The sequence below is a fragment of the Streptomyces sp. UW30 genome (assembly GCF_008042075.1).
Lineage (GTDB): Bacteria > Actinomycetota > Actinomycetes > Streptomycetales > Streptomycetaceae > Streptomyces.
Window position 1 is genome coordinate 850,769 of record NZ_RDBN01000037.1, and the last position, 20,315, is coordinate 871,083.

The 20,315-nt window shown below is 72.4% G+C and carries 15 protein-coding genes, 1 rRNA gene, 1 pseudogene and 1 other annotated feature; of the genes and pseudogenes, 12 read left to right on the forward strand and 5 right to left on the reverse strand.

Annotation, left to right across the window (positions count from 1 at the left end):
* Positions 1-241: a sequence feature (23S ribosomal RNA rRNA prediction is too short), on the forward strand.
* A 118-nt stretch (positions 242-359) separates the two neighbouring features.
* The 3 genes from rrf to EAO75_RS46715 all read left to right on the forward strand — a co-directional run bounded on the left by rrf (position 360) and on the right by EAO75_RS46715 (position 2,576).
* Positions 360-476: ribosomal RNA gene (gene rrf, locus EAO75_RS22530) — 5S ribosomal RNA — on the forward strand.
* A 241-nt stretch (positions 477-717) separates the two neighbouring features.
* Positions 718-1,923, forward strand: coding sequence for a hypothetical protein (locus EAO75_RS46710; protein ID WP_261989384.1), 1,206 nt, complete (start codon positions 718-720; stop codon positions 1,921-1,923).
* Positions 1,815-2,576, forward strand: a complete 762-nt coding sequence (locus EAO75_RS46715) for a hypothetical protein (RefSeq protein ID WP_222723987.1) — start codon at positions 1,815-1,817, stop codon at positions 2,574-2,576. Before EAO75_RS46710 ends, EAO75_RS46715 begins: the two co-directional genes overlap by 109 nt.
* Before the next feature lie 55 nt (positions 2,577-2,631).
* On the opposite strand, the gene EAO75_RS22540 is transcribed toward EAO75_RS46715, so the two are convergent.
* Positions 2,632-3,924 carry a DUF1015 domain-containing protein gene (locus tag EAO75_RS22540; RefSeq protein WP_147996862.1) on the reverse strand — a complete coding sequence of 431 codons (1,293 nt, stop codon included), beginning with the start codon at positions 3,922-3,924 and terminating at the stop codon, positions 2,632-2,634.
* A 72-nt stretch (positions 3,925-3,996) separates the two neighbouring features.
* On the opposite strand from EAO75_RS22540, the gene EAO75_RS22545 reads away from it, so the two are divergent.
* The 4 genes from EAO75_RS22545 to EAO75_RS22560 all read left to right on the forward strand — a co-directional run bounded on the left by EAO75_RS22545 (position 3,997) and on the right by EAO75_RS22560 (position 8,128).
* On the forward strand, positions 3,997-5,025 hold the full coding sequence (locus tag EAO75_RS22545; RefSeq protein WP_147996863.1) for an HAD hydrolase-like protein: 1,029 nt from the start codon (positions 3,997-3,999) through the stop codon (positions 5,023-5,025).
* A 78-nt stretch (positions 5,026-5,103) separates the two neighbouring features.
* Positions 5,104-6,147 carry a FecCD family ABC transporter permease gene (locus EAO75_RS22550; protein WP_147996864.1) on the forward strand — a complete coding sequence of 348 codons (1,044 nt, stop codon included), beginning with the start codon at positions 5,104-5,106 and terminating at the stop codon, positions 6,145-6,147.
* Positions 6,148-6,155: 8 nt separating this feature from the next.
* Positions 6,156-7,238: a FecCD family ABC transporter permease gene (locus EAO75_RS22555; protein WP_147998023.1), complete on the forward strand. Its 1,083-nt coding sequence runs from the start codon at positions 6,156-6,158 to the stop codon at positions 7,236-7,238.
* Entirely contained in the window at positions 7,235-8,128 is an 894-nt protein-coding gene (locus EAO75_RS22560; RefSeq protein WP_147996865.1) for an ABC transporter ATP-binding protein, read from the forward strand. Before EAO75_RS22555 ends, EAO75_RS22560 begins: the two co-directional genes overlap by 4 nt.
* On the opposite strand, the gene EAO75_RS22565 is transcribed toward EAO75_RS22560, so the two are convergent.
* Entirely contained in the window at positions 8,112-8,459 is a 348-nt protein-coding gene (locus tag EAO75_RS22565; protein ID WP_147996866.1) for an SCP2 sterol-binding domain-containing protein, read from the reverse strand. The two genes, EAO75_RS22560 and EAO75_RS22565, sit on opposite strands and share 17 nt — an antisense overlap.
* Positions 8,460-8,629: 170 nt before the next feature.
* On the opposite strand from EAO75_RS22565, the pseudogene EAO75_RS22570 reads away from it, so the two are divergent.
* From EAO75_RS22570 to EAO75_RS22590, 5 genes and pseudogenes are all read left to right on the forward strand, one after another.
* A pseudogene (locus EAO75_RS22570) lies at positions 8,630-9,097 on the forward strand (SAM-dependent methyltransferase); the annotation flags it as partial.
* On the forward strand, positions 9,094-9,999 hold the full coding sequence (locus EAO75_RS22575; RefSeq protein WP_147996867.1) for an NAD kinase: 906 nt from the start codon (positions 9,094-9,096) through the stop codon (positions 9,997-9,999). The pseudogene EAO75_RS22570 and the gene EAO75_RS22575, both read left to right, overlap by 4 nt.
* Positions 10,000-10,232: 233 nt before the next feature.
* Positions 10,233-11,951, forward strand: coding sequence for a DNA repair protein RecN (gene recN / locus EAO75_RS22580; RefSeq protein WP_147998024.1), 1,719 nt, complete (start codon positions 10,233-10,235; stop codon positions 11,949-11,951).
* 67 nt (positions 11,952-12,018) lie between these two features.
* Positions 12,019-12,810, forward strand: a complete 792-nt coding sequence (locus EAO75_RS22585) for a hypothetical protein (RefSeq protein ID WP_147996868.1) — start codon at positions 12,019-12,021, stop codon at positions 12,808-12,810.
* 327 nt (positions 12,811-13,137) lie between these two features.
* Positions 13,138-14,274 carry a glycosyltransferase family 4 protein gene (locus tag EAO75_RS22590; protein ID WP_147996869.1) on the forward strand — a complete coding sequence of 379 codons (1,137 nt, stop codon included), beginning with the start codon at positions 13,138-13,140 and terminating at the stop codon, positions 14,272-14,274.
* A 10-nt stretch (positions 14,275-14,284) separates the two neighbouring features.
* Here EAO75_RS22590 and EAO75_RS22595 read toward each other — a convergent pair whose 3' ends face one another.
* The 3 genes from EAO75_RS22595 to EAO75_RS22610 all read right to left on the reverse strand — a co-directional run bounded on the left by EAO75_RS22595 (position 14,285) and on the right by EAO75_RS22610 (position 20,174).
* Positions 14,285-15,925 carry a PucR family transcriptional regulator gene (locus tag EAO75_RS22595; RefSeq protein WP_147996870.1) on the reverse strand — a complete coding sequence of 547 codons (1,641 nt, stop codon included), beginning with the start codon at positions 15,923-15,925 and terminating at the stop codon, positions 14,285-14,287.
* Positions 15,926-16,925: 1,000 nt separating this feature from the next.
* On the reverse strand, positions 16,926-18,305 hold the full coding sequence (locus tag EAO75_RS22605) for an FAD-binding oxidoreductase (protein WP_147996871.1): 1,380 nt from the start codon (positions 18,303-18,305) through the stop codon (positions 16,926-16,928).
* Positions 18,306-18,371: 66 nt separating this feature from the next.
* A complete protein-coding gene (locus EAO75_RS22610) occupies positions 18,372-20,174 on the reverse strand; it encodes a glycoside hydrolase family 15 protein (protein ID WP_147998025.1) in 1,803 nt (600 codons plus the stop codon).
* Positions 20,175-20,315: the final 141 nt, after the last annotated feature.

Sequence of the window (20,315 nt, forward strand, 5' to 3'; positions counted from 1 at the left end):
GTCCCTAGTACGAGAGGACCGGGACGGACGAACCTCTGGTGTGCCAGTTGTTCTGCCAAGGGCATGGCTGGTTGGCTACGTTCGGGAGGGATAACCGCTGAAAGCATCTAAGCGGGAAGCCTGCTTCGAGATGAGTATTCCCACCCACTTGATGGGGTAAGGCTCCCAGTAGACGACTGGGTTGATAGGCCGGATCTGGAAGCACGGTAACGTGTGGAGGTGACCGGTACTAATAGGCCGAGGGCTTGTCCATAGAGGCTCGCGTCCACTGTGTTGGTTCTGAGGCAACGACCGTTGCCGGTTTCTAGAGCAGAACAGACAAAAGAAGAGTGTGCTTGTTCGCTCGAAACCATTAGGGTTTCGGTGGTTATAGCGTGAGGGAAACGCCCGGTTACATTCCGAACCCGGAAGCTAAGCCTTACAGCGCCGATGGTACTGCAGGGGGGACCCTGTGGGAGAGTAGGACGCCGCCGAACAATCTTTGGAGGACCCCTGGTCCCAGCGTTCAGCTGGGACCAGGGGTCCTTTTGTTTTTACAATGCTTGCGGTACCGAAGACAGGAGTCACCCATGTCCACCAACTCTCCCGACGACCGACCGGAGCGCGAACCGCGGCGACGGGAAAGTGGTGACCGCGGCGACCGGGGTGATCGAGGCGGTTACCGAGGCGACCGTGGCGGTGCCCGTCGCGACAACGACCGTGGTAGCTACGGGCYTCGTGACGATCGTCGCGGCGACGACCGGGGCGGTGATCGGGGCGGCGACCGCGGTGGTGACCGTGGTGGCTTCCGTCGCGACGACCGCCGTGACGACCGTCGCGGCGATGACCGGGGCGGCTTCCGGCGGGACGACAACCGTGGCGCGGGCTACGGCCGGCGCGATGACCGCGGCGGCGACCGGCGTGAAGGCGATCGTGGTCCCCGTCCGCCGTTCCGTAGGGACGACCGTCCCGGCGGGCCGCGTCGCGACGACCGCGACCGTGGCGTCCGCCGCGAGGGCGATCGCCCCTCCTTCCGTCGTGACGACCGAGGGGAGCGTCGCGACGACCGCCGTGACGACCGCCGCGATGACCGTCGCGGCGATGACCGTGGTGGCTTCCGGCGGGACGACAACCGTGGCGCGGGCTACGGCCGGCGCGATGACCGTGGCGGCGACCGTCGTAGCGACGACCGTCGTGATGGCGACCGTGGCGGCTTCCGTCGGGACGACCGGGACCGTGGGTTCCGTGGCGACGACCGGGACCGTGGCTTCCGCCGTGACGATCGCCGTGACGACCGTCGGGGCGATGACCGCGGTGGCGACCGAGGCGGTTTCCGGCGCGATGACCGTCGTGGTGATGACCGGGGTGGCGACCGCGGTGGGTTCCGGCGCGATGATCGTCGTGACGACCGGCGTGATGACCGTCGTGGTGATGACCGCGGTGGGTTCCGGCGCGACGATCGCCGTGGTGATGACCGGGGTGGCGACCGCGGTGGGTTCCGGCGCGATGATCGTCGTGACGACCGCCGTGACGACCGTCGCGGCGATGACCGTGGCGGCTTCCGGCGGGACGACAGCCGAGGCGACCGGCGTGACGACCGTCGGGGCGATGACCGCGGTGGCGACCGAGGCGGCTTCCGGCGGGACGACAGCCGAGGCGACCGGGGTGGGTTCCGTGGGCGCGACGACCGTGGTGGTCGTGGGCCTCGTCGGGACGACCGTGGTGGGCGGCCCGGAGGGTTCCGCGGGCGGGACGACCGGCGCGATGACGGGCGTGGCGGTGGCCGGTTCCGTGATGAGCGGGATCGTGACCGGGACCGCGAGCCGATCAAGCGGCTGCCGATCCCCGAGGACGTCACGGGTGACGAGGTCGACAAGGACGTACGGCAGGAGCTTCAGAGCCTGCCGAAGACGCTCGCCGAGGATGTCGCCAAGAACCTGGTGATGGTCGCGCGGCTCATCGACGAGGACCCCGAGGGCGCTTACGGCTACTCCAGGGTGGCTCTGCGGCTCGCGTCGCGTGTCGCGGCCGTACGAGAGGCGGCCGGGTTCGCCGCGTATGCCACGCAGAAGTACGCGGAGGCGCTCGCGGAGTTCCGGGCGGCGCGGCGGATGACGGGTGGCGTGGAGCTGTGGCCGCTGATGGCCGACTGTGAGCGTGGGCTCGGGCGGCCGGAGAAGGCGCTCGACATGGCCGGGGCTCCCGAGGTGCAGAAGCTCGACAAGGCCGGACAGGTGGAGATGCGGCTCGTCGCGGCCGGCGCCCGGCGTGACATGGGGCAGCTGGACGCGGCCATCGTGACGCTGCAGAGCCCCGAGCTCGCCTCCAACGCTGTACAGCCGTGGACCGCGCGGCTGCGGTACGCGTACGCGGACGCGCTGCTCGCCGCCGGGCGGCAGGGTGAGGCGCGCGAGTGGTTCGCGAAGGCCGTCGAGGCCGACAAGGACGGCAGCACGGACGCCTCCGACCGGCTCGCTGAGCTGGACGGTGTCGAATTCGTCGACGCCTTCGACGAGGAGGAGGGCGAGGGCGACAGCGAGGACGGCAGCAGTGACGTGCAGGCGTCGGCCGACCCCGAAGAGGGCGACAAGGAATGAGCCGCGGGTGAAGTGAGGGGCGGGATTCCGGACAGGGGTCCCGCCCCTCGGCGTTTCAGAGGTCCAGCGTGCGCAGCACCAGGCCCGAGGCCGGTTTCGGGCCGAACGACGTCGACTTGCGGGGCATCGTGACGCCCTGGCGGGCGAGGTCGCGTACGACGTCCTCGCGGACCGGGTGCATCAGGACGGCCGTACCGCCGTCGCGTTCCGCTTTTCCGACCGTCGCGGCGGTGTCGTGGATGTAGGCGATGCGGGTGGGGTCGTCCTCGGGGATGTGCCAGACGTGGGCCAGGAGCGTGGCGTGCAGGACCGTCGCGTCCAGGGTGCGCCAGGCGGCGGGGCGGTCGGTGGGGACCGTGCGGGTGAGGAGGGCCGCGTCCGGTCGGTCGACGAGGTGGAAGGCGCCGTCTCCGGCGAGGAGGTAGGCGTTGCCCACGCAGGCCGCGTCGGCCAGGGTCTCCAGCGCTTCGGCGAGGGGGACGTCGAGGCGGCGTACGCGGAACAGGCCGTCGAGGGCGGCCAGGGCCTCAGGCACCGGCACGCCGTGCAGCAGGCGGTGGATCGCGCGGACGCGGAGGGGATAGCGAGCCGTGTCGACCAGCAGGACCAGGCCGTAGTCCCAGGGGCTGGGCGCGGTGTGCTCCGCGCGTAGACGTCGATAAGTCGCCCACCGGTGGTGGCCGTCGGCGATCAGGGCCTGGCGGTTGGTCAGGTCCGACTGGATGCGGGCCAGGTCGGCCGGGTCGGTGATCGACCACAGGCGGTGGCTGAAGCCGTCCTCCGTGGTGGTCGCGAGGAGTGGCGGGCCCTCGATGGTGCGCTCGATGACGGAGGTCGTGTCGGCCGCCGTGCCGTTGCCCCGGTAGGTCAGGAGCAGGGGTTCCAGGTTCGCGGACGTGGCGCGCATCAGGGCCGCTCTGTCGGCGACCACGTGCGGCATGACGTCCTCGTGCGGCAGGACCAGGCCCTCCGACGGCTCCGAGACGCGCAGGGCGCCGATGACGCCGCGCTGGAGCATGCCTTCGCCGTCCCGCTGTTCGTAGACGTAGAGGCCGGGCTCGGGGTCCGTCGTCAGTACGCCTTCGGACAGCCAGCGGCGCAGGGTCTTCGCCGCCTGTTCGTTGCGGGCGTCCGGCGAATCGGCCTGGGGGAGGATCAGGCGGACGATGTTGTACGGATCCGCGTCCTGGAGATGGTGCACGCCGTCGGGGCGGACGACGACGTCGTACGGAGGTGATGTCACGGCGGCCAGGCTGCCGACCCGGTCGGGGTCGTAGCGAAGTCCTCGGAACGGGGTGAGTTCGAGGCCTCGGCGCGCCGTTGATTCCGGGTGACCTGCTGTGTTCATCCAGGCATCGTACGGGTGTCAGTGGCATGGGGGATGATCGGGGGAAAGCCGTCGAACGAGGAGCGATGCCAAATGAGCCAGAGCGTCAGGAAGAGGCCCGCAGCCAGTGGCCAGGCCCTGAGCGAGGCGTACGACACGGCGCTGCTCGACCTCGACGGTGTGGTGTACGCGGGCGGGAACGCGATCGTGCACGCCGTCGATTCGCTCGCGACGGCCCGTGCGGGCGGGATGCATCTGGCATATGTCACGAACAATGCCCTGCGGACGCCGGACGTCGTGGCCGCGCATCTGACGGCGCTCGGGATACCCACCGGCGCGGACGACGTCATCACCTCGGCGCAGGCGGTCGCGCGGCTGATCAGTGAGCAGGTGCCGGCGAAGGCCCGGGTGCTGGTGATCGGCGGGGAGGGGCTGCGGGTCGCCCTGCGGGAGCGCGGGCTGGAGCCGGTGGAGTCGGCGGACGACGATCCGGCGGCGGTCGTGCAGGGGTACGGCGGGCCGGAATTGGTGTGGGGGCGGTTCGCGGAGGCGTGCTACGCCATCGCGCGCGGGGTGCCGTGGTTCGCGTCCAACACCGACCTGACGATTCCGAGCGCGCGCGGGATCGCGCCGGGCAACGGGGCGGCGGTGGAGGTCGTGCGGATAGCCACCGGCGCCGAGCCGCAGGTGGCGGGCAAGCCGTTGCCCCCCATGCACCGCGAGACGATCCTGCGCACCGGCGCCGAGCGGCCGCTGGTGGTCGGGGACCGGCTGGACACGGACATCGAGGGCGCGTTCAACGGGGACGTCGATTCGCTGCTCGTCCTGACCGGCGTGACCGACGGCGCCCAGCTGCTGGCCGCGCCGCCGCAGCACCGGCCGACGTATGTCGACGCCGATCTGCGCGGGCTGCTCACCGGGCAGCCTGAGGTCGCCGAGGACGGGCAGGGCTTCCGGTGCGGTGGCTGGACGGCTACCGCGCGGGCAGACCGGCTGGAACTCGACGGTGACGGGGCGGCCTTGGACGGCCTGCGGGCGCTGTGCGCGGCGGCCTGGACGGCGGCCGGGGACGGCTCGTGCGCGCTGGACTCGGGAAAGGTGCTGGCGCGGCTGGGCTGGTGAGTCGTCGCACCGCTGCGGAGTGAGCGAGCACATGCAGCGGGATCGTGGCTGAATGGGAGGGTAGGCTAACCTAACTGCGTGTTGGTTGACAGTCCTCCCGAACAGCGCGCGGAGTCCGTGTCCGCGCCCCCAACCCGACGGGCGATACGTGCCGTTGGGCTGCTCGTCTCTGTCCTGATTCTGGTGGTCGTCGTGTTGGCGAGCATCGCGATCGGGGCGAAACAGCTGTCCCTCGGGGAGGTCTGGCACGGGCTGTTCGAGAGTTCGGGGACCTTCGGCGACGTCGTGGTCGACGACCGGATCTCGCGCACCGTCCTCGGACTGCTGGCCGGCGCCGCGCTCGGCCTCGCGGGGGCCGTGCTCCAGGCGCTCACCCGCAACCCGCTCGCCGACCCCGGCCTGCTCGGCATCAACGCCGGAGCGTCCGCCGCGGTCGTCACCGCCATCACCTTCCTCGGCGTCACCAGCTTCAACGCCTACGTCTGGTTCGCCTTCCTCGGCGCGGCCGCGGTCGGGGCGCTGGTCTGGTTCCTCGGCGGCAGCCGGGGAGCCACGCCGGTCCGGCTCGCACTGGCCGGTACGGCGATCAGCGCCGCGCTCTACGGCTATCTCCAGGCCGTGATGATCATGGACGACGCGGCGCTGAACAAGATGCGCTTCTGGACGGTCGGTTCGCTGGCCTCGGCGACGGACTCGACCATCAAGCAGGTGCTGCCGTTCCTCGTGGCCGGCATGGTCCTCGCGCTCGCCCTCGCCCGGCCGCTGAACGCCATGGAGATGGGCGACGACACCGCCAAGGCCCTCGGCGCCAACCTGAACCGCACCCGGGTGCTGGCGATGCTCGCCGCGACCGTGCTGTGCGGCGCCGCGACCGCGGCCTGCGGGCCGATCGTGTTCGTCGGCCTGATGGTGCCGCACGTCGTGCGCTCCTTCACCGGCCCCGACCTGCGCTGGATCCTGCCGTACGCGGCCGTCCTGTCGCCCGTGCTGCTGCTCGGCGCGGACGTCCTCGGCCGTATGGTCGCCCGGCCCTCCGAGCTCCAGGTCGGCATCATCACCGCGATCCTCGGCGGACCGGTCTTCATCTTTCTCGTACGACGGCGGAGGACGGCCCAGCTGTGAGGACCGCACTGAAGAGCGAACCGAAGACGGCGGCGCCGGACACGGCGCCGTCCGCCCGCGCCAACCGCGCCGTACGGACCCCGGGCGGGCTCTCCGTCCGCCTGGACGTCCGGGCCCTGACCGTCGTCGTCCTGCTGCTGCTCGCCGGGCTCGCCGCGAGCGTCCTGCTGATCGGCACCGGCGACTTCCCGATCTCGGCGGGCGACGTGCTCAGGACGCTGGTCGGCGACGGCAGTGCCGGGCAGGACTTCATCGTCAACGAGCTGCGGCTGCCGCGTGTGCTGGTCGGGCTCCTCGTCGGGGCCTCGCTCGGCCTCGCCGGCGCACTGTTCCAGGCGCTGTCGCGCAACCCGCTCGGCAGCCCGGACATCCTCGGCCTCGGACAGGGCGCCACGGCCGGCGCGCTCGTGGTGATCGTGCTGTTCTCCGGGGACGCCGACCAGGTCACCGTCGGCGCGCTCGTGGGCGGACTCGCGACCGGTTTCGGCATCTATCTGCTCGCCTGGAAGCGGGGCGTGCACGGCTACCGACTGGTCCTGGTCGGTATCGGCATGTCCGCGATCATGACGGCGGTCAACAGCTATCTGATGACCAAGGCCGACCTGGTCGACGCGGCCCGCGCGGTCGTGTGGATGACCGGCTCCCTCAGCGGCCGTGACTGGGCCCAGGTCTGGCCGTTGCTCGCGCTGTGCGCCGTCCTCGTGCCGCTCGTGCTCGGCAACGCGCGCGGGCTCAGGATGATGGAGATGGGCGACGACGTCTCGTACGCCCTCGGGGTGCGCGTCGAGCGCGTACGGCTGCTGCTGATGCTGGCGGCGGTGCTGCTGACCGCGGCCGCGACCGCCGCCGCCGGCCCCGTCAGCTTCGTGGCGCTCACCGCCCCGCAGCTGGCCAGGCGCCTGACCCGTTCGCCCGGGCCGAACCTGCTGCCCTCCCTGTGCATGGGCGCCGCCCTCCTCGTCACCGCCGACTGGATCTCCCAGCGGGTCTTCGGCGCCGACCAGTTGCCCGTGGGCGTGGTCACCGGCGTGCTCGGCGGCGTATACCTGCTCTGGCTGCTGGTCACCGAGCGCAAGGCGGGCCGGATATGAGGGCCGGCAGGAGCAAGAGCAACACCAGCGAGAGCCTCAGCAGCGGGCTGAACAACCGAAGGAGCACTGTGAACCGCCTGTCCGCCGACAACGTCACCCTCGCCTACGACCAGCGGGTCATCGCCGAGCAGCTGTCGGTGGAGATACCCGACAACTCCTTCACCGTGATCGTCGGCCCGAACGCGTGCGGCAAGTCCACGCTGCTGCGGGCGCTGTCGCGGATGCTCAAGCCCAGCCAGGGCCGGGTGCTGCTGGACGGGCAGGTCATCCAGTCGATGCCGGCGAAGAAGGTCGCGCGCACGCTGGGGCTGCTGCCGCAGTCCTCGATCGCGCCCGACGGGATCACCGTCGCCCACCTGGTCGGCCGCGGCCGGTACCCGCACCAGGGGATCCTGCGCCAGTGGTCCACCGAGGACGAGCGGGTCGTCCAGGAGTCGATGGAGCAGACCGGCGTCGCCGAGCTCGCGGATCGCTATGTCGACGAACTGTCCGGCGGCCAGCGCCAGCGCGTGTGGATCGCGATGGCGCTCGCCCAGCAGACGCCGCTGCTGCTGCTCGACGAGCCGACGACCTACCTCGACATCCAGCACCAGATCGACGTCCTCGATCTGTGCGCCCAGCTGCACGAGGAGCAGGGGCGCACGCTGGTCGCCGTCCTGCACGACCTCAACCACGCCGCCCGCTACGCCACCCACCTCATCGCCCTGCGCGAGGGGACGGTCATCGCCGAGGGCGCGCCCAACGACATCGTCACGGCAGGGCTGGTCGAGGACGTCTTCGGGCTGCGGTGCCAGGTCATCGACGACCCGGAGACCGGGACGCCGCTGGTGGTGCCGGCGGCGCGCAAGGCACGTACCGAGGCGAAGGTGGCGGCTACAGAAGCTTCCTGAGGAGCAGCAGGTCGCGCACGCCCGCGTGCAGCTTCAGCCGGCCCGAGCCCCAGGCCTTGGCGAAGTTCAGCTCGCCGGCGACCAGGGCCACCAGGTCGTCGCCGGTCATGCTCAGTCTGATCTGGGCCTTTTCGCGGGGCGGGCCCTGGAGCGTGTCGTGGACGTGGATCCGGCCGCCGGCCATGCGGCCGGTGAACGTGACGTCCAGGTCGGTGATGTGGCAGCTCACCGAGCGGTCCAGGGCCGCGGCCGTGCGGGCGTCCCCTTCGGCGCGCTGCATGTTGTCCGAGAGCTTTTCGAGTGCGGCGCGGCACTCCTCAATCGTGGCCATCGCGACCGACGGTACCCCAGCGGTTCGGGGTAGCGTCTGGGCATGAGCGACACGCTTCCGGAGCCCGGCGGCGGCGCACGAGGAGGCACTGGGGGACCTGCTGGCCGCGCATCCGCTGGGCTGACCCGCGGATTGCCGGGTGCCCTTACAGGACGAAGCCCGGCTGGCCCGTCGACGTCGGATACGGACAACTCGCCTGGACTCTCCAAAGCGATGAACGCGTCACCGTCAAGGACCGTACGAACGTACGCGAGTTGACGCTCGAAGCGATCGATGGGGAACCAGTGGATCTTGTCGTGGGGGATCTGTCCTTCATCCCGCTCGGACTGGTGCTGCCCGCCCTGGTGCGGTGCGTGAAGCAGGACGCCGATCTGGTGATGATGGTCAAGCCGCAGTTCGAGGTGGGGAAGGAACGGCTGGGCAGCGGGGGAGTCGTACGGAGTCTGCAGCTGCGGGCGGAGGCCGTGCGTGGTGTTGCCGAGAAGGCGTGGGAACTCGGCCTCGGGGTGAAGGGGGTCACGGCGAGTCCGTTGCCCGGACCCTCCGGGAATGTCGAGTACTTTCTGTGGCTGCGTGCCGGGGCTCCCGCTCTGGACCCGGCCGACGTTGACCGTGCAGTGGCGGAGGGGCCGCGTTGATGCAGAACCGAGCTCGTACTGTTTTTCTCCTCGCCCACACCGGGCGGCCGGCGGCCATTCGCAGCGCCGAGCTGGTGGTCAAGGGACTGCTGCGGTCGGGGATCGGCGTGCGGGTGCTGGAGGCGGAGGCGGAGGATCTGCCGTTGCCGGACGAGGTGAAGCTGGTCAAGGAGGCGACTCCGCAGTGCCTCGACGGGTGCGAGCTGCTCATCGTGCTGGGCGGTGACGGGACGCTGCTGCGCGGCGCCGAGTTCGCGCGTGCCTCCGGGGTGCCGATGCTGGGCGTCAACCTCGGGCGTGTCGGGTTCCTCGCGGAGGCCGAGCGGGACGACCTCGACAAGGTTGTCGACCGGGTCGTCACCAAGGCGTACGAGGTCGAGGAGCGGATGACCGTCGACGTCGTCGTGCACAAGAACGGCGACATCGTGCATACGGACTGGGCGCTGAACGAGGCGGCCGTGCAGAAGGCCGGTGCCGAGAAGCTGCTTGAGGTCGTGCTGGAGATCGACGGGCGGCCCGTCACGGGGTTCGGGTGCGACGGGATTGTGCTGTCCACGCCTACCGGGTCGACTGCTTATGCCTTCTCCGCGGGTGGGCCTGTGGTGTGGCCCGAGGTCGAGGCGTTGTTGATGGTGCCGATCAGTGCGCATGCGTTGTTCGCGAAGCCGTTGGTGACCTCGCCGGATTCTGTGCTGGCGGTGGAGGTTCTGCCGCATATCCCGCCGGGGGTCTTGTGGTGCGACGGGCGGCGGACTGTTGAGTTGCCGCCGGGGGCTCGGGTCGAGGTGCGGCGGGGGGCTGTGCCGGTGCGGCTGGCTCGGCTGCATCACGCGTCGTTCACGGATCGGCTGGTCGCGAAGTTCGCGTTGCCGGTTTCCGGGTGGCGAGGGGCGCCTCATTAGCGGTTTGTAGGGGGCGGTCGGGGACTCAGGGCGGCTGCGAGTCCGCCGTGGGTGTCGCGCCCACGCGGCGGAGCCGCACATTGATACAGCCCCGCGCCCCTGGGGGCGTGACACTCGGCTGGGTGACATGTGCTGTCGGTACACATTCGTCACCTGCGCCTTCACATCATCGACCCGGGGGCCGTCGCACTCCGCGCCCCCGACCTCGTAAGGTCGTGTCCGTGTTGGAGGAGATGCGGATACGGTCGCTCGGAGTCATCGACGACGCAGTCGTCGAGCTGTCGCCGGGGTTCACCGCCGTGACGGGCGAGACGGGTGCGGGCAAGACCATGGTGGTCACCAGCCTCGGGCTGCTGCTCGGTGGGCGGGCGGACCCGGCGCTCGTGCGGATCGGGGCCGAGAAAGCGGTCGTGGAGGGACGGATCACCGTTCCCAGGGGCGCGTCGGCCGCCGTGCGCGCCGAGGAGGCGGGGGCCGAGCTCGAGGACGGCGTGCTGCTGGTCAGCCGTACCGTTTCCGCCGAGGGGCGGTCCCGGGCCCATCTGGGCGGGCGCAGCGTGCCGGTGGGGATGCTGGCCGAGCTGGCCGACGAGCTGGTGGCCGTGCACGGGCAGACCGACCAGCAGGGGCTGCTGAAGCTGTCCCGGCAGCGGCAGGCGCTCGACCGGTACGCGGGGGACGCCGTCGCGGTGCCGCTCGCCAAGTACGGCGAGGCGTACCGGCGGCTGCGGGCCGTCGCCGTCGAGCTCGACGAGATCACCACGCGCGCGCGTGAGCGGGCCCAGGAAGCCGACTTGCTGCGGTTCGGGCTCGATGAGGTCGCCGGTGTCGAGCCGCGCGCCGGGGAGGACGTGGAGCTCGCGGAGGAGGCCGAGCGGCTGGGGCACGCGGAGGCCCTGTCGTCCGCCGCCACGGCCGCTCACGCCGCCCTCGCCGGCAATCCCGAGGACCCCGAGGGTATCGACGCGGCCACGCTCGTCGCGGGTGCGCAGCGCGCCCTGGAGGCCGTGCGCTCGCACGACCCGGCGCTGGCCGCGCTGACCGACCGGATCGGGGAGATCGGGATCCTGCTGGGCGACGTCGCCGGGGAGTTGGCGGGATACGCCGACGACCTGGACGCCGACCCCCTGCGGCTCGCGGCCGTCGAGGAGCGGCGGGCCGCGCTGAACACCCTCACGCGCAAGTACGGCGAGAACATCGCCGCCGTGCTCGCCTGGGCCGAGGAGGGCAGCGCGCGGCTGACCGAGCTGGACGGCGACGACGACCGGATCGGAGAGCTGACCGCCGAGCGGGACGCGCTGCGCACCGAGCTGGGCGGGCTCGCGCAGGCGCTCACGGACGCGCGCACGGAGGCCGCCGAGCGGTTCGCCGCCGCCGTCACCGCGGAGCTGGCCTCGCTCGCCATGCCGCACGCGCGCGTGTCCTTCGCCATCCGGCAGACCGAGGACGCGGAGGGCGTGGAGGTCGGCGGTCGCGCGGTCGCCTACGGGCCGTCGGGCGTCGACGAGGTCGAGCTGCTGCTCGCCCCGCACCCGGGAGCGCCGCCCCGGCCGATCGCCAAGGGCGCGTCCGGCGGTGAGCTGTCACGCGTGATGCTGGCCGTCGAGGTCGTGTTCGCGGGGACCGATCCCGTACCGACGTATCTCTTCGACGAGGTCGATGCCGGCGTCGGCGGCAAGGCGGCCGTGGAGATCGGGCGCCGGCTGGCACGGCTTGCCAAGTCCGCACAGGTCGTCGTGGTGACCCACCTGCCGCAGGTCGCCGCCTTCGCCGACCGGCAGCTGCTCGTCGAGAAGACCAACGACGGGTCGGTCACCCGGTCCGGCGTGAAGGTCCTGGAGGGCGAGGAGCGGATCCGGGAGCTGTCCCGGATGCTGGCCGGTCAGGAGGACTCGGAGACCGCGCGGGCGCACGCCGAGGAGCTGCTGGCGACGGCTCGGGCGGACGCCTAGCCCGTCCCCGGAAGCCGTGGCTCGGGCGGACCTCCAGCCCGTCCCCGGAGGATCGTAGGGTGGCCGGATGATCAAGCCGGCCGCCTCCTTCGGTCTCTCCGCCGCCCTCACCCGCGCCGCCGTCATCGCCCTGCGCGCCAAGGCTCCCGGCGGCCGTGACCGCTGGGAGCGCAAGAACTACGCCGGGCGGAGTGTGGAGTTGTACGCCGGGCCCGCTTCGGCCCTGGCCTGCGCGGCCCTGGCCGGGCGGGTGTCGCCGGCCGCCGGGGTCGCCGTGGCCGTCGCCGGGATCTGCGGGGCGTACGACGACGTCGCCGGGGCAGGTGACGCGCGGCGGGGCCTCCGGGCACACCTGAGCGCCCTTCGGGACGGCGAAGTCACCAGCGGGGCCGTCAAGTTGTTCGGGATCTCGGCCGCCGGGCTCGTCGCGGGGGCGTTCCTCAAGGAGCGGCCGCTGGACAAGCTGCTCGCCGGGGTCGTGATCGCCGGAGCCGCGCACTTCGTGAACCTCGTCGACGTACGGCCCGGGCGGGCCGCCACCTGCGTGCTCGCGTTCGGCGCGCCGGGGCTGTTGCGCGCCGGGCCCGGTGCCGAGATCGCCGCCACCGCCATGGGGGCCGCCGCGGCAGTACTGCCCGACGACCTCGGGGAACGGGCGATAATCGGCGACACCGGGGCGCACGCCCTGGGCGCGGCCCTGGGCGCCGCCGTCGTCGCAGGATGGGGGTCCCCCCGCTCGAGCGGAGTCGAGAGTGGGGGAAGCCGGGCCGGACTGGTCGCGCACGCCGCAGCCGTCGTGGCCGCGGCGGTGTACGGCGACAAAGTGACCGAGATGGCGCGTGTGTTGGGCGGGCCGTGAGCCAAGGGGGCGGGGCGGGCGAGGTGGTGAGGGTGTCGGGCGTGGCGTGATGCGCGCGGTCGCGCCTCTCGTCCCGGCCGGGCGTTGAGACATGCGCCACGCGCGCGTGTTCGTGTACAACGGCCACCCAGACTCACTCGTGCAGGTGACTCCGGTCGCCGCGTTGCCCGCCCCCGTCCTCCCGCCGGTCCCGGAACGGCCGTGCGTCCTGGCATCCTTGGCGTAAACACGTCGTACGCGAAGGGATCCTCGCGGTACACCCCCTGCGCCCGATCCTTCTGTACTTTCTTCGTGACCGCCCCACCCACAACCAGGAGCCCCGGCCACGTGACCCCCGTGAGCAGCCACTCACCGCACGGCCAGTCGTCGCTGCGCACCGTGCAGGTGCTGGGCGGCGGCAACGCCGGCAGTAGCGCGCATGTGCGATCGCTGGCCTCGGGGCTGGTCGCGCGGGGCGTTCGGGTCACCGTGGCCGCCCCCGTCGAGGCCGATCGGGCCTACGACTTCACCGGAGCCGGCGCCGAGCACGTACACGTCCCGCGCAGCAGCGATCCCGCCTCGGTGGCCGCGCTGCGGGCGGCGTGCGCGGACGCCGATCTGGTGCACGCGCACGGACTGCACGCCTCCTTCCGCGCGGTGCTGGCGCTGAGCGGGCGGCGCACCCCGCTCGTCGTCACCTGGCACGACCGGGCGCATGCCGAGGGCGCCCGCGCCCATCTCCTGCGGCTGTTGGAGCGGCGCGTCGTCAAGGCCGCGTCCGTCGTCCTCGGGACCACCTCTGCGCTCGTCGACCGGGCCCGCCGGACCGGTGCGCGGGACGCGCGGCTCGCCGCCGTGGCGATGCCCGGACGCCGCCACCCCGTCGAGCAGGACGACCCCGACCGGCTGCGGCCCAAAGTGCGCGCCGAACTCGGGTCCACCGGGCGGCCGTTGCTCATCGCCGTCGGCACGCTGGAGCGGCAGCGCGGATACGACGTACTGCTGGACGCCTCGCGCGCGTGGCGGCGGCTCGATCCCGCGCCGCTGGTCGTGATCGCCGGGGAGGGGGCGATGCGGGCCGCCCTCCAGCGCCGTATCGAGGACGAGGAGCTGCCCGTGCGGCTCATCGGACGGCGCGACGACGTCACCGAACTGCTCGCCGCCGCCGACATCGCCCTGCTGTCCAGCAGTTGGGAGTCGCGGTCCGTCCTCGCCCAGGAGGCCCTTCACGCGCGCGTGCCGCTCATTGCCACCGACGTCGGCGGCATGTCCGAGCTCGTCGGCGACGCGGCCGAACTCGTCCCGTACGGCGACCCGGACGCCCTCGCCGAAGCAGTCGTGCGGCTGCTCGGCGACCCCGAGCGGCAGGACGTCCTCAGGGAACGGGGCGTGCGGCAGGCGGCCACTTGGCCGAGCGAGGACGAGACGGTGGCCCAAGTGCTCAGCGTCTACGACGAGTTGACGCAGCCCCGGCCCATGATCTAGCCCCTCGACGCTACGGCACTAGCCGGCGTGCCCGCAGGGCCAGACTCAACGCCAGGACCGTCTGCGGGTCGTCGAGGTCAGTGCCCAGCAACTCGCCGATGCGGGCGAGGCGGTTGTACAGCGTCTGCCGGTTGAGGTGCAGTTCGCGCGCCGTCTCCGCCTTGCGGCCCGCGTGTGCCAAGTAGGTCTCCAGCGTGGGCAGCAGGGGCGGCCGGGAGCGGTCGTCGTGCTCGCGCAGCGGGCCGATCGCGCGGTCCACGAAGGCCGCGAGGTCGGGGTGGTCGCGCAGCCGCCACAGCAGCAGGTCGATGTCCAGGCGGCGGGCGTCGTACCAGGGGCGGTCCGCCAGGCCCTGCGCCGCCGTCGCCGTCTCCGCCGCGTGCCTGAGGCCCGCCGACGCCGCCGCCCAGCCGCCCGCGACGCCGACGACCACCACCGGCGGCGCGGCGCCCGGCCGCTGGATCCCGGCCCGCTCCACGCCCGCCCGCAGCGCCGCCGCGACCCGGTCCGCGACCGCCGACCGCTCCGCCTCCGCGCGCAGGCCCACCAGCAGCGGCACCCGGCCCTCCACCGGCCGCACGCCCAGCAGGACCGGCACCCCCACCGAGGCCAGCTCCTCACCGACCGCGCGCGCCAGCACCGCCCAGCCACCGGGCGCAGGCCCGTCACCGAGCCGCATCACGACCGGCAGCAGCGGGCCCGTACCCGGCTTGAAGCCCAGTACGCGCGCCTGTGCCGGGGCGTCCTCGGCGGCGATACGGCCCTCCGCGAGGTCGGTCAGGAAGTCGCCCCGCCCGCGCGCCGCCAGCTCCTCCTCCTGGCGCGCCTGCATCAGCACCACGGCGAGGATGCCCGCGGCCCGTTCGGCGGCGATCCGGTGCACGGGCGCCAGCGGGCCCAGGACGGGCAGCAGGACGATACGGCCGCGGACCGACCCTGCTCCCTGGCCGCCGCCCGGCACGTCCACCAGCACCGACCCCGAGGGCGGCGGGGCGTCCTTGTGCTGCTCCCGCAGCCCCTCCCACACCTGCAACGGGTCCGTGCCCTCGGGGCCGGCCCCGGCGGCGTACAGGAGCCGTCCGTCCGTCGCCTCCAGGAAGACCGGGTTGCCGCTGAAGTCCGCGAGGATGCCGAGCACCTGCGGCACCCCGCCGCCGCCGAGCAGGGCCTCGGTGCAGCGGCGGTGCACCTCCTCCGCGCGCTGCAGCAGCGCGTAGTGCCCGTTGACGATCTCGGTGTGGATCTCCTCGGTGACCGTCACGAAGGGGACCTGGCGATGCAGCTGCACGAGCGGGAGGCCGGCCGTGCGAGCCGTGTCGACGAGGGCGGCGGGCAGGCGCGTGAAGCGGGTGCCGAGCTCGATGACCAGGGCCGCGATGCCGCGCTCGGCCAGGGTGCGCACGAACGCCCGCTGGTCGGCCGGGCGGGTGCCGAGGCCGTAGCCCGTGGTCAGCAGCAGTTCCCCGCCCTTCAGCAGGGAGGCGATGTTGGGCACCTCGCCCGCGTGCACCCAGCGCACGGTCCGTTCCAGCCGGTCGGCGCCCGCGAGGATCTCCGGCAGCCCACTGCGCAGACCGGGCAGCTCCAGCGCCCGCCGGACGGTGATCCCGGCGCCGTGGGTGTCGAATGCGCTGTTCGTGCCGCTGTCCATGTGCGGACGCTACCTGTGCGGATGGCTTCCTGACATCTCCGAAGGCGTTCATGGAGAGGGGGCTGGCCCGGGCGGCCGGGTCGGCATGGACCGCAGCGTGGTTGCCGTGGCGCGGGAGGACGACAGCGCGGTCGAGGAGCCGTCGCGGGTGGCGGTGGTCGCCGACCGGCTCGGGTATCGCGAGGTGTGGGCGGGGGAGGGCCGACCTGGGACTCCTTCGTCCTCGCCGCCGCGATCGGGCGGGCCACCGGGCGGGTCGCGCTGACGGCCGGTCCGGTGGCGGTGTCGGTGCGTGCCGCGTTCGGCGTCGCGCGGGGTGCCGCGTCGGTCGCGGCCATCGCCGGGCGGCCGGTCGGGGGGGGCGCTGGGGACGTCCGGCAGGCGGGTCGTGGAGGGCGTGCACGGGGTGCGGCGCGCGCGGTCCGCGGCGGTGCTGGAGGCGTCGGCAGCGGCTTCCTGCAGGGCGAGAGCGGCGAACCGGTGGTCCTCGGCAGCACCTTCCGGCGCCGCCTCCAGCCGCCCGGCGGCCCTCACCGTCGCGGCGTTCGGCGACGTGCGCCATCGCCACGGCGGCGGCGCACGCCGACCGGAAGCTGCTCGACATCGTCTCGCCGGAGCAGGTGCGCACGCTGCGGGCGCAGCTGGAGGTGGCCGCTGAGCGCGTGGGCCGTACGTCGCCGCCTTCCCTGGCCGCCTGGCTCCCGGCCGCCGTCGATCCCGACCCGGCCTCCTTCGCGCAGGTCGTGCGGAGCATCGCCGGGTATCTCACGGTGCCCGGCTACAGCGACACGTTCGAAGCTGCCGGTTTCGGGGACGAGGTCGAGCCGGCCCGTACCGGAGCCGACGCTGCCCGCCGCGGCGGCCGGGCACGTTCGCAGTCGTCGGCGATCTGGACGCCGTACGCGCGCGTGCCGAGGAGTACGCCGAGGCCGGCCTCGACGAGATCGCCCTCTGGCCGGCCACGGCGGGCGACCCGGGCGGGAGCGGACGCCAGCGGCGGTCAGGCCGGGCTGATGTTGTGGTTGAAGCGGAACACGTTGTCGGGGTCGTAGCGGCGCTTCAGATCGGCCAGCCGCCGGGTGTTCCCGGTGCCCATTCCGGCCACGACCCGCTCGGCGCCCTCGTCGCCGATGAAGTTGAGGTAGACCGCGCCGGTGCTCCACGGCCGCGCGTCGGCGCGGACGTCACGGACCCACTGGACGCAGCGCTCGTCGTCCGCGGGGTCCTCCCAGATCGCGAAGGGATGCACGGCCCAGGGCGCGTCCCGGTAGGGCACGGGGTACTCGTGCGGGCCCGCGGCGATCGCCCCGCCCAGCGGGAACAGCACATGGATGGTCCCGGTCGCGGGCATGGACTCGCCCCGGGCGCAGAAGGCGTCCAGGTAGGCGTCGGGCGCACTCGTCAGATACTCCGCCGACCAGTAGTTCCGCATCCCCGGCGGATCGTCGAGCATGCACTGGACATCGGCGTACGGCATCGCCCCGACGACCTCCGCCTCGTGCGGCAGCGCCAGCAGGGGCTCGGCCAGCTTGCGCATGTCCTCCTCGGACCCGGCGTACGTGAGCAGGGCACCGCACAGGAGCGTGCCGACCAGATGCGGCGGCACGAACTCCTCGGGCGGGCCCGTGAGATACAGCACACCGCCGCTCGCCTCGTCCGGGGCCACGCCGATCAGCTCGCGGTAGGTGCGGACGACCTCGGGGCCCATCTCCGGCAGGTACAGCACCAGCGCGATGGAGAACTCGGGCAGCTCGTGGAGCTTCATGGTGAGCGCGGTCGCGACGCCGAAGTTGCCGCCACCGCCGTGCAGGCCCCAGAACAGCTCCGGGTTCTCGTCGGCGCTCGCGTGGATCCGCTCGCCGTCCGCGGTGACGAGTTCGACGCCGAGCAGGTTGTCGACGGCCAGCCCGCACCAGCGGTCCAGCCAGCCGGAACCGCCGCCGAGGACGAAACCGCCGACACCGGTCGTGGAGGCCCGCCCGCCGGTCGTGGCGAGAGCGTGCGGCTGGCAGGCGCGGTCCAGGTCGCTCATCGTGGCGCCGCCCGCGACCCGCACCGCCTCGGCCGCGGGATCGACGCTCACCGCCCGCATGTGCCGCAGGTCGACGACCAGTCCGGCGTCGTTGACGGCCATGCCCGACACGCTGTGCCCGCCGCCGCGCACCGCGATGTGCAGGTCCAGGTCCCTGCCGAACCGCACGGCCCGTACGACGTCGTCCTCGTCCACGCACTGGGCGATGACCGCGGGCCGGCGGTCGATCATCACGTTGAAGACGGTCCGGGCCTCGTCGTAGCCCGGATCGTCCGGAGCGAACACGTCGCCGACCAGATCCTCGCGCAGCGCGGCGAGGGCCGCGCCCGCCTTCGATGGGGAGGCCATGGGGCGCCCCCTTCCTGCAGGGGCTGATGGATCCCAGCCTAGGCAGGCTTTGGCCGGCGGTCCTGTTCAGCCGCCGTAGGCCCCCGAAGCGGTCAGACGCAGCGCCGTGTCGATCAGCGGGACGTGGCTGAAGGCCTGCGGGAAGTTGCCGACCTGGCGCTGCAGGCGCGGGTCCCACTCCTCGGCCAGCAGACCGAGGTCGTTGCGCAGCGACAGCAGCTTCTCGAACAGCTTGCGGGCCTCGTCGACGCGGCCGATCATCGCCAGGTCGTCCGCCATCCAGAACGAGCAGGCCAGGAAGGCGCCCTCGTCACCGGGGAGGCCGTCGACGCCCTCGTGCTTGCCCTGCGTCGGGTAGCGCAGGATGAAGCCGTCCTGCGTGGACAGCTCGCGCTGGATCGCCTCGATGGTGCCGATGACGCGCTTGTCGTCCGGCGGCAGGAAGCCCATCTGCGGGATCAGCAGCAGGGAGGCGTCCAGCTCCTTCGAGCCGTACGACTGCGTGAAGGTGTTGCGCTCCTTGTCGTAGCCCTTCTCGCACACATCCCGGTGGATCTCGTCGCGCAGTTCCTTCCAGCGCTCCAGCGGGCCGTCCGCGTCCCCGGACTCGATGAGCTTGATGGTGCGGTCGACGGCGACCCAGGCCATCACCTTGGAGTGCACGAAGTGGCGGCGCGGGCCGCGCACCTCCCAGATGCCCTCGTCCGGCTCCTGCCAGTGGTCCTCGAGGTAGCGGATCAGCTTGAGCTGGAGGAGGGCGGCGTAGTCGTTGCGGGCCAGGCCCGTCATGTGGGCCAGGTGCAGGGCCTCGGTGACCTCGCCGTATACGTCCAGCTGGAGCTGGTGCGCCGCGCCGTTGCCGACCCGGACCGGCGCGGAGGCCTCGTAGCCGGGCAGCCAGTCCAGCTCGGCCTCGCCGAGCTCGCGCTCACCGGCGATGCCGTACATGATCTGGAGGTTCTCCGGGTCGCCCGCGACCGCCCGCAGCAGCCACTCGCGCCAGGCACGGGCCTCGTCGCGGTAGCCGGTGCGCAGCAGCGAGGACAGGGTGATCGCCGCGTCGCGCAGCCAGGTGTAGCGGTAGTCCCAGTTGCGCACGCCGCCGATGTCCTCGGGAAGCGAGGTCGTCGGGGCGGCGACGATGCCGCCCGTGGGGGCGTAGGTCAGCGCCTTCAGGGTGATCAGCGAGCGGACCACCGCCTCGCGGTAGGGGCCGTGGTACGTGCAGTGCTCGACCCACTCGCGCCAGAAGTCCTCCGTCGCCTCCAGCGACTGCTCCGGCTCCGGCAGCGCGGGGGGCTGCTTGTGCGAGGGCTCCCAGGAGATGGTGAAGGCGATCCGCTCACCCGGGGCGACCGTGAAGTCCGAGTACGTCGTGAGCGACTTGCCGTAGGTCTCGGCCTCCGTGTCGAACCAGACCGAGTCCGGGCCGGCGACGGCCACCGTACGGCCCTCGTGCTTGTGCACCCACGGCACGACCCGGCCGTACGAGAAACGCATCCTGAGCGCCGAGCGCATCGGCACCCGGCCGGAGACGCCCTCCACGATCCGGATCAGCTGGGGCGCGCCGTCACGCGGAGGCATGAAGTCGATCACCCGGACCGTGCCGCGCGGCGTGTCCCACTCGGACTCCAGGATCAGGGAGTCGCCGCGGTAGCTGCGCCGGGCCGCGGTGGGCGGCGGGGCGTCGGAGGCGTGGGCGGGGCCGAGCCGCCAGAAGCCGTGTTCCTCGGTGCCCAGCAGGCCGGCGAAYATSGCGTGSGAGTCGAAGCGGGGKAGGCACAGCCAGTCCYCTGTGCCGTCCCGGCAGACCAGMGCTGCGGTCTGCATGTCTCCGATGAGTGCGTAATCRTCGATGCGCCCGGCCACGTGCAACTCCAGTCGAACGGCCACGTCACCCCCTTGTGGCAAGGGGGCTCTCGCTAGTGCGGTCAAGGGGTGTTGTTAAGCGTCGTTGAGCGGTGAAGCAAAGCAGTCGCTTCGGCCGTGAGGCAAAACGACCGTCTGTTC

Bases quoted from the DNA above. Each gene is read 5' to 3' on its own strand.
- EAO75_RS22540 (WP_147996862.1), bottom strand. From the start codon at position 3,924: ATGAACACAGCAGGTCACCCGGAATCAACGGCGCGCCGAGGCCTCGAA.
- EAO75_RS22560 (WP_147996865.1), top strand. From the start codon at position 7,235: ATGAGGGCCGGCAGGAGCAAGAGCAACACCAGCGAGAGCCTCAGCAGC.
- EAO75_RS22565 (WP_147996866.1), bottom strand. From the start codon at position 8,459: ATGGCCACGATTGAGGAGTGCCGCGCCGCACTCGAAAAGCTCTCGGAC.
- EAO75_RS22605 (WP_147996871.1), bottom strand. From the start codon at position 18,305: ATGGCCTCCCCATCGAAGGCGGGCGCGGCCCTCGCCGCGCTGCGCGAG.
- EAO75_RS22585 (WP_147996868.1), top strand. From the start codon at position 12,019: ATGATCAAGCCGGCCGCCTCCTTCGGTCTCTCCGCCGCCCTCACCCGC.
- EAO75_RS22545 (WP_147996863.1), top strand. From the start codon at position 3,997: ATGAGCCAGAGCGTCAGGAAGAGGCCCGCAGCCAGTGGCCAGGCCCTG.
- EAO75_RS22595 (WP_147996870.1), bottom strand. From the start codon at position 15,925: ATGGACAGCGGCACGAACAGCGCATTCGACACCCACGGCGCCGGGATC.
- recN (WP_147998024.1), top strand. From the start codon at position 10,233: ATGCGGATACGGTCGCTCGGAGTCATCGACGACGCAGTCGTCGAGCTG.